General features: G+C 35.3%; 11 protein-coding genes. All 11 read left to right on the top strand.

The window, feature by feature from the left end:
- The first annotated feature begins 8 nt into the window (after nucleotides 1-8).
- The gene (locus GM418_RS09705) at nucleotides 9-878 is read left to right on the top strand and encodes a glycosyltransferase family 2 protein (RefSeq protein WP_158865527.1); all 870 of its coding nucleotides are present in this window, start codon (nucleotides 9-11) and stop codon (nucleotides 876-878) included.
- A 185-nt stretch (nucleotides 879-1,063) separates the two neighbouring features.
- A complete protein-coding gene (locus tag GM418_RS09700) occupies nucleotides 1,064-2,296 on the top strand; it encodes a glycosyltransferase family 61 protein (RefSeq protein WP_158865525.1) in 1,233 nt (410 codons plus the stop codon).
- A gap of 93 nt (nucleotides 2,297-2,389) precedes the next feature.
- Nucleotides 2,390-3,292, top strand: coding sequence for a glycosyltransferase (locus tag GM418_RS09695; RefSeq protein ID WP_246222827.1), 903 nt, complete (start codon nucleotides 2,390-2,392; stop codon nucleotides 3,290-3,292).
- The gene (locus GM418_RS09690; RefSeq protein ID WP_158865523.1) at nucleotides 3,289-4,392 is read left to right on the top strand and encodes a glycosyltransferase family 4 protein; all 1,104 of its coding nucleotides are present in this window, start codon (nucleotides 3,289-3,291) and stop codon (nucleotides 4,390-4,392) included. Before GM418_RS09695 ends, GM418_RS09690 begins: the two co-directional genes overlap by 4 nt.
- A gap of 26 nt (nucleotides 4,393-4,418) precedes the next feature.
- On the top strand, nucleotides 4,419-5,153 hold the full coding sequence (locus GM418_RS09685; RefSeq protein WP_158865521.1) for a WecB/TagA/CpsF family glycosyltransferase: 735 nt from the start codon (nucleotides 4,419-4,421) through the stop codon (nucleotides 5,151-5,153).
- Complete coding sequence (locus GM418_RS09680) at nucleotides 5,146-6,159, top strand: Gfo/Idh/MocA family protein (RefSeq protein WP_158865519.1); 1,014 nt, start codon at nucleotides 5,146-5,148, stop codon at nucleotides 6,157-6,159. Before GM418_RS09685 ends, GM418_RS09680 begins: the two co-directional genes overlap by 8 nt.
- 5 nt (nucleotides 6,160-6,164) lie before the next feature.
- Nucleotides 6,165-7,040 carry a hypothetical protein gene (locus tag GM418_RS09675; RefSeq protein ID WP_158865517.1) on the top strand — a complete coding sequence of 292 codons (876 nt, stop codon included), beginning with the start codon at nucleotides 6,165-6,167 and terminating at the stop codon, nucleotides 7,038-7,040.
- 192 nt (nucleotides 7,041-7,232) lie between these two features.
- Nucleotides 7,233-8,636: a sugar transferase gene (locus GM418_RS09670; RefSeq protein ID WP_158865515.1), complete on the top strand. Its 1,404-nt coding sequence runs from the start codon at nucleotides 7,233-7,235 to the stop codon at nucleotides 8,634-8,636.
- 225 nt (nucleotides 8,637-8,861) lie between these two features.
- Entirely contained in the window at nucleotides 8,862-9,581 is a 720-nt protein-coding gene (locus GM418_RS09665; RefSeq protein ID WP_158865513.1) for a polysaccharide biosynthesis/export family protein, read from the top strand.
- Between the two features lie 11 nt (nucleotides 9,582-9,592).
- Nucleotides 9,593-11,947 (top strand): GumC family protein, encoded by a 2,355-nt coding sequence (locus tag GM418_RS09660; protein ID WP_158865511.1) that lies wholly within the window; start codon nucleotides 9,593-9,595, stop codon nucleotides 11,945-11,947.
- A gap of 33 nt (nucleotides 11,948-11,980) precedes the next feature.
- Nucleotides 11,981-12,355 carry a BT0820 family HAD-type phosphatase gene (locus GM418_RS09655; RefSeq protein ID WP_158865509.1) on the top strand — a complete coding sequence of 125 codons (375 nt, stop codon included), beginning with the start codon at nucleotides 11,981-11,983 and terminating at the stop codon, nucleotides 12,353-12,355.
- Nucleotides 12,356-12,424 lie beyond the last annotated feature (69 nt).

The raw sequence follows: 12,424 nt of genomic DNA, 5'->3' as shown, positions 1-12,424 counted from the left end.
ATCTTTTTATGAAAAGCTTTTACAAAATCGCAGTTTTGATTACCTGTCACAACAGAAAGGAGAAAACACTGGCTTGTCTGTCATCTCTGTTTAATGTGAACCCGGTTAAAGGATATCAGATTGAAGTTTTTTTGGTTGACGATGGTTCAACAGACGGGACAGGTGAAGCAGTTGAAAAACACTTTCCTCAGGTAGATATTATTCAGGGCAACGGAAATCTTTATTGGAATAAAGGGATGCACCTGGCTTGGGACACAGCTTCGCAAAAAAAAGAATACGATTACTACGTTTGGCTGAATGACGACGTAGAATTAAAACCAAATGCATTTGAAGATTTAATTTCTAATTCAAAAAAGAAGCCTGACTCGATTATATGTGGAACCGTACAATCAAAACATCAGGAAGTTCCTACTTATGGTGGGCGCGATAGTGATGGAAACCTGATTGTGCCCGATGGCAACCCTCAATCTTGTTCTATTATTAACGGAAATCTTGTTCTTGTTCCACAATCTGTTTTTAAGATATTGGGAAATCTGGATGTAATTTTTCCGCACTCAATTGGTGATTTTGATTATGGATTACGTGCAAAAAAAGAAGGAATTCAATGTTTTACAAGTGCGGGGTATTGTGGCTATTGCGAGATAAATCCTACACCACCCAAATGGTGTTTACCTGAAGTTCCTTTTTCTTCCAGGCTTAAAAACCTTTATTCTCCGTTAGGGCGTTCCCATCCATATTATTACTTTTTGTTTGAATATCGTCATTATGGAGTGTTGGTCGCTTTGCGGCATTTTCTTTCAATTCATTTGAGGGTTGTCTCGCCAAAACTTTATATGAATTTGAAAAAAAAAGATAAAAAAATTCCGCTTGTGAACTAAGGTATTTTAGGGGGTAAGCATCCCATGGTTGAATTTTTTTTTTAAATCAGAGTTCAACAAAATTTCAGGTTATTGTTTATATAGAATAGCTGTATTCAAAACTCAAATAATACAGCTTCTCAATAGTTCCGCTAATGGATAAAACAGGTAGAAAATATTGTCAGTAACGAAATAAAAATTTAAAAATGAATTATAAAGGAATAAAATGGAAGACTAAGGTGTTTACTAAAAAATACCTTTATAATTATATCTATAAAAATTACGGATTCAGACCAAAAGGTTTTTACAACGATGTAGATGAATATGTTAGCAAACATTCAGAACAAGGTAAGATTTATTATGAAATTTATCCCGAAACAATTTCAGAGATAAATATTCCGGATAATTTGATAAAAGCTTCTTCAAGCTACCTGGACTATCACCTGAAAGCAAAAGAATCTGCAAAGTATATTTTGAAAATAAAAAATGGTCGTATTCTTTCTGACTTGTTGTGGACCATTGCTGTTTTTGATGAAAAGGATAAGCTTATTGGCGATGTGTCAATGGATCTACTTTTAGACGAAAGTCAAACGATTTCGGAGAGCAGGATATTTAAGCGGAAGTATTTTCAAAACCTTAAGTATTTTAAGGGAACAGTTTTCCATATTATTGCCGGCGGAGGATCGTATGACAATTATTTCCATTGGTTAATAGATTCAATATCTAAAATACATTTGCTGAAAGAGTCCGGTCTTTTTGATCAGGTTGATTGGTTTTATGTACCATCAATCGAATACGATTATCAGAGAGACTCCCTTAAAGCGCTGGGAGTTAAAGAAGAACAAATTATTGATGGCAAAAAGTATCCGCATATCAAAGCCGATACGCTGTTGGCACCAAGCTATGCCAGAGGGAGAAACAGACATATCCACCAATGGATTATCGATTTTTTAAAGAAAGAGTTTCCACCCAAAGGTATCCCTGAAAATACGGCCAGAAGATATTTTATCAGTCGGAAAGATGCCAATACAAGAAAAATTGTTAATGAGGACGAAGTAAGTAAACTCTTGGCGCAATACAATATAGAAACAGTTGTTTTGAGTAAACTTTCGTTTCAGGAGAAGATTGACCTTTTTGCTTATGCGGATTTAATCATCTCTTTTAGCGGGGCAGGTTCAACCAACTATCTTTTCTGCAAAGAAAAGACCAAGGTTCTGGAATTATTTGGAGATCAATTTGTGGATTTCAGATTTTACTATGATATCGCAATGAAGGAAAATCTTGATTTCTATTATTTTATTGGCGAAAATGTTAAAAAATCAAATAGCGACGCTTCTGGTCAGTTTAATGATCTGTTAATTGATGTAGAGGCACTTAAGGATAAGATTGAAAATGAGCTTGAAATGTCAAAAGCAAACGAGCCGGAATTGGTGGTTTAAGATAGAAGTTTGGTTTTTTGTTTCTGCCTTTATCCTTGGTGATTCAAAACAGCAGAAACAAACAACGTTTTTTTGTTAAAGAAAAATAGCAGTTTGAATAAACGACATAAAATAATGCCTTCTCCGATTTGTCTTTTTACATACAATCGACTTTCTGAAACAAAACAAACCGTTGAAGCTTTGCAGGAGAACTATTTAGCCTCCGGGAGTGACTTGATTGTTTTTTCGGATGGAGCAAAAACAGAGGCAGCTTCCGCAAAAGTAGCCGAGGTAAGAAAATTTATACAAACCATAAAAGGGTTTAAATCGCTTGAAATTATAGAATCGCCAGAAAATAAGGGACTTGCAAAATCCATCATATCAGGTGTTTCATCTGTCATACAGCGTTCGGGAAAAGTAATTGTATTGGAAGATGATCTGATTACATCTCCAAATTTTTTGGATTTTATGAATCAGGCCCTGGATTTTTATGCAAACCAGGAGAAAGCATTTTCTGTATCAGGTTATACAATGGATTTACCATCGCTGACGGACTACTCCAAAGATTTTTATTTAGGCTACCGAGCTTCTTCGTGGGGATGGGCAACCTGGGCCGATCGTTGGAATAAAGTAGACTGGGAGGTAAACGAATATAATCGTTTTATAAGGAATCCGGTTGAACATTTTCAGTTTATGCGTGGAGGTTCTGATTTGCCATATATGCTGTGGAAACAAATGAATGGAAAAATTGACTCATGGGCAATCAGATGGTGTTTTGACCAATATAAAAAGAATTTGTTTACTGTTTTCCCCAAAGAATCAAAAATAAAGAATATTGGTTTTGGCGAAACAGCTACTCATACAAAATCGATGAATCAATTTGATGCGCATTTTGGGGATGAAACAAAAAGAGAGTTTTTATTTGATGATAACCTGATTGTTAATAAAGTTGTGGCAAAAGAATTTCGGAAGAGATTTTCAGTCCTTAACAGAATTAAAAATAAGTTGACAGCTTGAAACCAAATATTTTATTTCTTCTTCATATTCCGCCACCAGTACATGGTTCATCGGTGGTTGGGCAGTATATTAAACAAAGCTCACTTATAAATAAATCATTCGAAGCCAGGTATATCAACCTGATGGCCTCGAAAGAGGTAAGTAGTTCGGGTAAGGTAAACCTGAGAAAAATTGGTGGTTTTGTGAAAATCTGGTTTAAATTGTTAGGTGAATTAAGAAAGAAAAAGCCCGATTTATGTTATTTGGCTTTGACTACAACAGGAGCCGCTTTTTACCGGGATATTTTTGTAGTAGGGCTATTGAAATTATTTCGAATAAAAAGAGTTTACCATTTGCATAATAAAGGAGTTAAAAGGTGGAGTACATTTTTGATTAACCGGTATTTTTACCGTTTTGTATTTCAGAATGCAGATGTAATAATTTTATCCAAATATCTGTATCCGGATATTCAGGCTTTTGTTCCGGAAAACAAAATACATATTTGTCCAAACGGAATATCAAACAAAATAGAAGAAGATAAACCTGCTGAGTCAAATAATTCTAAAGAAGTTTCTAAAATATTATTTCTCTCTAATTTGATTGAGTCCAAAGGAGTATATGTTTTGCTTGAAGCATGTTCCTTGTTAAAAGAAAAAAAGATTCCATTTCAATGCGATTTTGTTGGAGGTGAAGGAGATATAACAGCTTCACAATTTTACGAAAGAGCTCAAAAGCTTGGTCTTAATAATAGCGTTAATTATTTGGGAAAGAAATTTGGAACTGAAAAAGAAGAGATATTTTCCAAGGCAAATGTTTTTGCATTCCCAACTTTTTATCCAAATGAGTGTTTGCCTTTAGTATTACTGGAAGCTATGCAAAACAAACTTCCCGTTATTTCAACTTTCGAGGGAGGCATACCGGATGTAGTTGATGATACAGAAACCGGATTTTTGGTGCCGCAAAAAGACCCGCGATTAATGGCCGAGAAACTGGAAATATTGATAAGTGATTCTAATTTGTGCAAAAAAATGGGAGAAGCTGGAAGAAAAAAATTTGAAGAGGAGTTTACACTGATACAGTTTGAAAACAGGATGTCAAATATATTAGGAAAAATAATCTGATATACAATCATTTTAATTAGATAGATATGAATAAAATCAGCACCCTGGGATTTAACGTTTTTTCAGATGATCTGTCGAAAATATCGATAAATTCCGGCGGGAGCAAAGTGATAAATACGATCAGTCCGAATTCCTATGGTATTTCTACCAAAGATAGTGAGTTTAGAAGTGCACTAAGAGCTACGGATTATTTGGTCCTGGACGGAGTCTATTTTGCTTTTTCTTCGTTACTGTTGCAGGGTAAAAATATTAAACGTAACCAGGGTCCCGATGTGTTTTACCATTTTATATCGCGGCTGAATGAAAAAGGAGGGAAAGTGTTTTTCCTGGGATCGACAGAAAAGACACTTCAAAAAATTAGAGATCGGGCGAGAGATGAATATCCTAATTTGATTGTGGAAGCTTATTCACCGCCTTTTAAACCTGAATTTTCGGAAGAAGATAATCTTGAAATGGTTGCGCGAATAAATGCATTTCAACCTGATATTCTTTTTGTCGGGATGACCTGCCCAAAACAGGAAAAATGGACAATTAAACACAAAAATGAGCTGAATTCAGGTTTAATTGTTGCTATAGGAAATGTATTCGATTGGTTTGCCGGAACACAAAAACCAATTCATCCTATTTGGTTTAAGCTGAGAGTAGGGTGGTTGGTCAGAATATTTATCCGACCCGAAATATTTAGAAGAAATATAGGAAACCAAATGCTATTTTTTTGGCATGTAATATTAATTTTTTTGAAATTGAAAAAATATGATTAAAGGAGCAATTACAGGCCTCGGAAAAATGGGGCTCTCGCATGCAGCTATTGTTGGAGTTCACGCAAAAGTTGACATGGTGGCTGTTTGCGATACATCTTCCCTGGTTTTAAATGCGTTCAATAAATTCAGCAAGGTAAACACATATACAGATCATCAAAAGATGATTGATGTAGAAAAACCCGACTTTGTGGTTATAGCAACTCCCACCAAATTCCACTTCCCGATGGTTAAATATGCATTGGATAACGGAGTGCATGTGTTTTGCGAAAAGCCGTTTACGCTAACTGCTGAAGAAGGAAAAGAACTTACAGATTTGGCTGTTAAAAACGGCTTGGTAAACCAGATTGGTTTTCACAATCATTTTATTGGCACCTTCCGCGAATTGAAAAGGCTGCTTCATGAAAATGTATTGGGGGAACTGGTTCATTTTAGCGGAGAAGCATACGGGCCAGTTGTAACCAAAGAAAAAGGATCTACATGGCGTTCCAACTCTGCAGAAGGCGGTGGTTGTCTTTACGATTATGCCTCGCACGTTATTAATCTTATCCAGGAAATTATTGGAAGACCTGAAAAAATACAGGGTACATTGTTAAAGAGTATTTACTCAAAAGGAGTTGAAGATGCTGTTTTTTCGCTGCTTAAATTAAAAGGTGGGTTAAGCGGTACTTTGCTTGTAAACTGGAGCGATGAAACCTTTCGCAAAATGTCGACTTCAATAACAGTGCAGGGAAAAAACGGGAAGATAGTATGCGATGCAACAGAAATAAAAATTTATCTGAAAAAAGCAGTTCCTTCTGAAAATCTGGAAAAAGGCTGGACAATTAAATATATTACTGATTTTGCAATCCCCGTTGATTTTTATTTGCGCGGAGAAGAATACAGCGCACAAATCGACCATTTTGTTGATTGTGTAGAACAAAGCCGGCAATCGGAATACAATTCTTTTGAACAGGCAATGTACACCGATTCTGTAATTGAAATGATTTTAGAGGACGCTAAAAAATAGAAACAATGGAGAAAGTACTTTTTGGAGATAACCAGTTTTTTGCAGTAAATCATCTTTCCGACGAAAAATCAAGAGCACAGTCTATCAGGTTTAAAGATGATTCATCAATTATCAGAGTGTTGGACCAAACCATTTCGCTTGGTATCAATACTTTTATGTGTACCACTCACGACAGAATAGCTAATATTTGTGATCATATCCGGAATAACCCGGAAAATTACAAGGACTATAAAATTTATCCGTGTATGCCATATGCCCATAAATATGCTAATGCAGTTACTGAATTAGGCATCGTTGGAACCATAAAACAATATGTTCCGGGTAATATCTTCGGAACTTTTGCCAAAGGCGGACTCGCATATTTAAACAAAGACTTTATTAAGCTGATGGAGTTGTTGGTTGATGCAGAAATGAAAATGTTCGCCGGAATTTCAACACCTGTAATTTTTATTCAGAATGTGCTGGTAGATTTAATTCTTGGCCTGAAAATGTACGATGTATTTGCTGCATACGATTCTTATATTCGAAAAAAATACAACAGCGAGCCAGGCTATATTACAATGAATATGCCTGCACTACTTGATGCTCTGAATTCAGTAGGAATAGAAAATCCGGTTATTTGCTCTTCAATAAATAAAATTGGTTTTCGTATGTCCGGAGGAAAAGAGATTTATGAAAAATATCTGAACGAAAAAGAATTCAGACCGATAGCCATGCAGGTATTGGCTGCCGGAGCATTAAGACCCAAAGAAGCAATGGAATATATCGGGCAGTTTCCAAAGATTGAATCTGTTCTTTTCGGTGCTTCAACAAAAGCCCATATTGAAGAAACAAAAAATCTGATTGAAATAAATTTGGAAAAAAGGATATTTTATTCGTAACTTGTATGTGCAATAAAACCTTCAAACATTTATATCCAATTATTAAATATATGGTTGTGGTTTATTGTATTGTTTACCAGCGTTTTGAGCTGGTGTTTTAATAAAAGGAAGACGAATTGATAAAAATAAGGGGTTAATCATTTGTCATTCTTTCTGTGAACTATGTTTGATTGAATCTTTAAATTTTAAGTCATGATTAAAGAAAGGGAACCAGCTTTGGAAAGGATGAGCGTCATCGCCCAAGTTTTTTGGACGCTAGTAAGTTTTTATTTTTTGCTATGGTTTGAGGGAATTGTCACAGTTGATAATTTTCTTGAAACAAGAGATCATTTTGTGCTGGCTATCGTAATAATACCAGTATGGTTTACCATGCTCGAAATGTTCGAAATGGGGACAATGGGGCGTATGCAGAAGTACAGAACGATTTTGAAAAAGTATTTGTTCTTAATTCCTATTGGATCGTTTGTACTTTTTATAATGATTCATCTGTTTGATTTTAATTCTATCACGGGAACAGATTTGATGAAATTTGCAATACTTGATTTTCTTGTTTTATCCATCCAAAAGATTATTGGACGAATGGTAATCCGCTCGTTTCGTAAGAAAGGCTACAACACAAGGATGTTGTTGCTTATTGCTGATGAAACAGGAGCTCCATTTGTACGGCAAATAATTGAAACAGACGATTGGGGATATCGAATCTGGGGAATTATAACTGATTCGGACAAAATAAAGAACGAGTTTGGAGATAAGTATGCCATATACCCGGAGAATGAGGACTTTGCCCGATTGATCGATGAAAAGGTAATCGATGATGTGTTTTTCTGTAAGCAGGATTTTAATACCCATGTGGTTCGAAAGCTTGTTAACGAATGCCGGGAAGTTGGTGTCGGATTCCATCTCCACAATAAAGTTTTAGCGTTTGGCGGATTGGATCCAAAACTTTCATTCCTGAACCGTCAGTTCTTTCTTTCTTTCAGAAATACTCCTGAGAACTACATTGCCCTGAAAATTAAAGGTGCTGTCGATTTTTTTATGGCTACTGTAATACTAATACTGGTATCGCCTGTTATGCTAACCATTGGCTTATTAATCAAGCTGGAAGACGGAGGCCCTGTGTTCTTCAAGCAAGTTAGGGTTGGAAAACATGGGAGATTGTTTAAGTGTTTGAAATTTAGGACGATGGTGACAAATGCCGAAGATTTAAAGGAAAAACTGATGGAATTAAACGAACAAGATGGTCCGGTTTTTAAAATAAAAAATGACCCAAGAATTACAAAGGTTGGCAAATTTTTACGAAAAACATCTTTAGATGAACTTCCACAGTTTATTAATGTATTGGTAGGCGATATGTCAATCGTCGGACCAAGGCCTCCGGTACCCTCGGAAGTAAAACAATATAAACGAAGTTTGAATAGGAGATTAAGTGTTAACCCGGGAATTACCTGTACCTGGCAGGTATCCGGCCGAAACAATATCCCCTTCGACAGATGGATGGAAATGGACATGGAGTATATTGACAATTGGTCATTAGGACTCGACTTTATTATTATCCTAAAGACTTTTAAGGTTGTCTTTTCAAGTAACGGTCAGTAAACAAAAAAGGGACAAAAAAATCTCCAAAGTTCAACAATAATTTTTTTCGCGTGTTATTTTGAATAAAATGTGTGTTTTCTATGAAAGAAAAATGAAAATCAGCAACACGATATTATTTGTTAGTAAATCAATATTTTACCCATGAAGAGAATACTAATATTTTATTTTGCATTATTATTAATTGTGATCTTTCAAACTTCGTGTAGAAGTTCAAAAGATTTGACAATGTTTCAGGATCTTCGAGACAACGTTAGTTTGTACAAGATTCCCGAAAAAGCTCCCGAATATTTTATAAAGCCGTTTGACAATCTTTATTTAAGTATTCTGACTCTCGACCCTCAGGTTAACCAACTATTTAATCCCAGTACAGCAGGGGGAGGTAGTGGTGCTTCATCAGGGACGCAACAAATGTATGGCGATCGTGCCAGTCAATATATTAATGGTTATATGGTTACAGAGGAGGGATTTATTACTTTACCCATCTTAGGACAGGTGGCAGTAGCTGGTTTAAATTTATTGGAAGCTCAGGAACGGATTAAGCAAAGGGCCGAAGAATATTTGAAAGAGCCCAACGTAAAGGTAAAAGTATTGAATTTCAAAATAAATGTTACCGGAGAAGTCCAAAGTCCCGGACTCTATTATAATTATGAAGGAAGTCTGAATATTATAGATGCATTAAGTATGGCGAAGGGGATTACCCAGTATGCCGATTTGCAAAATGTTTTAGTAATCAGGCATAACGAGGATGTAACAAAAACATACAATTTAAATTTGACAGATAAGAGTGTATATCTCTCAGATGTTTTTTATTTGCAGCCCAACGATATTGTTTATATCAAACCAAATAAGTATAAACGTTCCAATGAGAATAACAACATTTATTCTCTGATACTTTCAACAGTATCTACAGTTTTGGTTGCTGCAACTTTAATTGCAAACTATTAAAATCAAACACCATGGAAAGAATAGACGAAGTTATTAGTTTAATTGATGCTCATGAGAAGAAACAAACCAGGAATTTGTTTCTAAAATATTTGAAAAAATGGCCATGGTTTGTAGCAGTTTGTTTAATATTTGTTGCAATTGGTTATTTTAAATATAAAAATTCTCCAAACATATACCAGGTTGGTAGCCGTATATTGATTAAAGGTGAGGAAACAAATTTAAGCAATGTTTTATCATTCGACAATCCTATTATGAATATGGGTAAAAAGACAAATATTGAGAATCAGCTTGGTATTTTGCAGTCTTATACTCTCTATCAGAAGGCGTTGAAAAACCTTAACTGGGAAACGAGCTGGTATAAAAAAGAATTATTGTACAACAAGGAACTTTATAAGAATGAGCCATTTGAATTGGTTATTCCTCCAACCGCAAGAAACGCAGAGGGAGTGCTCATTGGAATAGAGCCACTGAACGAAAAACAATATTTTGTTAAAATCGAAGGTTCAACCACTATGAATGGATACGGACAGGAGATAAATATTGAGCAAACGATGAGTTTTGGGGAGCCCTTTTTAAACGACTTTTTTAATTTTACCATCAATTCCGGTTATGGGAAACCGGAAGAGACGTATTTTCTAAAATTTAATAATCTCAATTCATTAACTCAACAATATCTTGCTAAAACCAACATTGGTCTCGAGGATTTGAATTCTGATCTTATTGTGATATCAATTGCAGGAGCAAATCCAAGGAAAGAGGCTGATTTTATTAATGAGCTGAATAATGTTTTTGTTCAGTTTGGTGTGCAAAATAAAGAAAAGAGCTCCGATAATTCAATGGAATTTATAGATTCTCAATTGGAAAGAATTCAAAAATCGCTTAAAACATCAGAAGATAATTTTAGCGATTACCGTAAGAATAATCAGGTTATGAACCTGGGACAGGAAGCTCAAGTTGTTTATAAAAGATTGGAAGAGATTGAAAATGAACAGTATCTTACGCAATTGCAGTACGATTATTATAGTGATTTGCAACAATATCTCGATGACTCAAAAAAGATAGAGGAGATGGTAAGTCCTTCTGTCATAGGTATAAATGACGCTAATTTGACAAAAATGCTCTCCGATTTAATGGATCTTTACGGACGCAGGGAGGTTTTGGGTATGAGTGTGCAGGAAAAAAATCCAACTTTTATTAAGTTGGAAAGAGAAATAAAAATTACAAGAGACGGCCTGGAAGAAACATTAAAAAATCAGCTTAAGGCTACCGAAACAAAACTGGAAAGTATGCAGGAAAGGTTTAATTCCATTCAGGAAAGGTTAAAAAAGTTACCTGAAACAGAGAAACAACTTGTTAGCATACAACGGGAATTTGATTTAAATAATGATTTGTATACATATATGCTTCAGAAAAAAGCTGAGGCATCTATTTCCAAAGCCTCTATAGCACCCGAGGTTCAGATAATTGATCCCGCGCGGGTTGAAGCAGCATTTCATGTAGGACCAAGTATGGTAAAAAATGTCGGGCTTGGATTTTTTGCCGGGTTTTTCTTAACCTTTGGAGTAATTACCTTGATTGGATTTTTTAATAATAAGATTGAAACAAGAGAGGAAATTGAAAAGGGGACAAAAATTCCAGTGCTCGAAGGAATCATTCAACACAAGTATAAGGTTAATTTACCTGTAATACATCATCCCCGCTCGGGAATAGCTGAATCTTTCAGGGGGGTAAAATCAAATTTAAATGCCATTTTGGAGCAACCCGGTGCTAAGGTAGTTTCTATAAATTCTCTTATACCCGGAGAAGGAAAATCTTTTATTTCATCGAACTTTTCTGCTATTCTTACAAAAACAAATAAGAAGGTATTACTTATAGGCGCTGATATGCATAAACCAACCTTGCATAATTATCTGGATTTGAAAGAAGCCCCCGGATTAAGTAATTATCTCCAGGGCGAAAAAACATTTGATGAAATTGTTATGCCAACTTCGGTGCCAAATTTATCAGTTATACAGGCGGGCCCCGTTCCTCCTAATCCGTCTGATTTGATTGACGGAGATAAATTGGAGAGGTTAATTGACAGAGTCAGAAAGATATATGATTATATTATTTTTGATAACGCTCCGCTGTTATTGGTTCCTGATGCTATTATAACAAGCAGGTTTTCTGATGTTAGCTTATTTATTTTAAGAATAAATCACAGCCATAAAGATCAAATTGGGCAGATCAACAAGATTGTAGATTTTAATAAGGTACAAAAAGCTGCAATTGTGATAAATGAAACGCCTGACAGAGGTTATGGATATGGAAATAAATATTGGAAAAAAGGATATGGTGAGTATAAGGGCAAAATGAGTATTGCCTAAAATTTGAAGAGTTGAAATTTTACCCGCTTATATATGGTTATTGCAGTTGATTTTGATGGGACTATTGTAAAACACAAATATCCGGCTATTGGGAAAGAAATTCCATATGCGATAAAAGCTTTAAAGTTGTTTCAGGAAAGAGGGCACAGGTTAATACTTTGGACCTACAGAGCCGGCAGGGATTTGGAAAAAGCGGTAGAATTTTGTGAAAAACGAGGTTTATTTTTTTATGCGGTGAACAATAACTTTGAAGGAGAAGAATTTGACGGTACATATAGCCGGAAAATATATGCAGATCTTTATATTGACGACCGCAATATTTTAGGATTGCCTGATTGGAAAGAGTTGTACGAAACAATGAACAATGAAGATTCAGAAAAAGCAAAAGAAGGGAAATCCAAATTTTAGATTGGCCCTGTTTATAAGTTGAATATTTATTATTGAAAAGAAGAAATCGAGACATAGATCATTCAAACA

Origin of the sequence: Maribellus comscasis (genome assembly GCF_009762775.1) — a bacterium.
Taxonomy (GTDB): domain Bacteria; phylum Bacteroidota; class Bacteroidia; order Bacteroidales; family Prolixibacteraceae; genus Draconibacterium; species Draconibacterium comscasis.
Note: the sequence above shows the minus strand (reverse complement) of the source record. Positions and strands in the feature narration are given on the sequence as shown.

Excerpts from the sequence above, each read along its gene's own strand:
- GM418_RS09705 (WP_158865527.1), top strand. The coding sequence starts at position 9 with ATGAAAAGCTTTTACAAAATCGCAGTTTTGATTACCTGTCACAACAGA.
- GM418_RS09700 (WP_158865525.1), top strand. The coding sequence starts at position 1,064 with ATGAATTATAAAGGAATAAAATGGAAGACTAAGGTGTTTACTAAAAAA.
- GM418_RS09685 (WP_158865521.1), top strand. The coding sequence starts at position 4,419 with ATGAATAAAATCAGCACCCTGGGATTTAACGTTTTTTCAGATGATCTG.
- GM418_RS09680 (WP_158865519.1), top strand. The coding sequence starts at position 5,146 with ATGATTAAAGGAGCAATTACAGGCCTCGGAAAAATGGGGCTCTCGCAT.
- GM418_RS09675 (WP_158865517.1), top strand. The coding sequence starts at position 6,165 with ATGGAGAAAGTACTTTTTGGAGATAACCAGTTTTTTGCAGTAAATCAT.
- GM418_RS09670 (WP_158865515.1), top strand. The coding sequence starts at position 7,233 with ATGATTAAAGAAAGGGAACCAGCTTTGGAAAGGATGAGCGTCATCGCC.
- GM418_RS09665 (WP_158865513.1), top strand. The coding sequence starts at position 8,862 with ATGTTTCAGGATCTTCGAGACAACGTTAGTTTGTACAAGATTCCCGAA.
- GM418_RS09660 (WP_158865511.1), top strand. The coding sequence starts at position 9,593 with ATGGAAAGAATAGACGAAGTTATTAGTTTAATTGATGCTCATGAGAAG.
- GM418_RS09655 (WP_158865509.1), top strand. The coding sequence starts at position 11,981 with ATGGTTATTGCAGTTGATTTTGATGGGACTATTGTAAAACACAAATAT.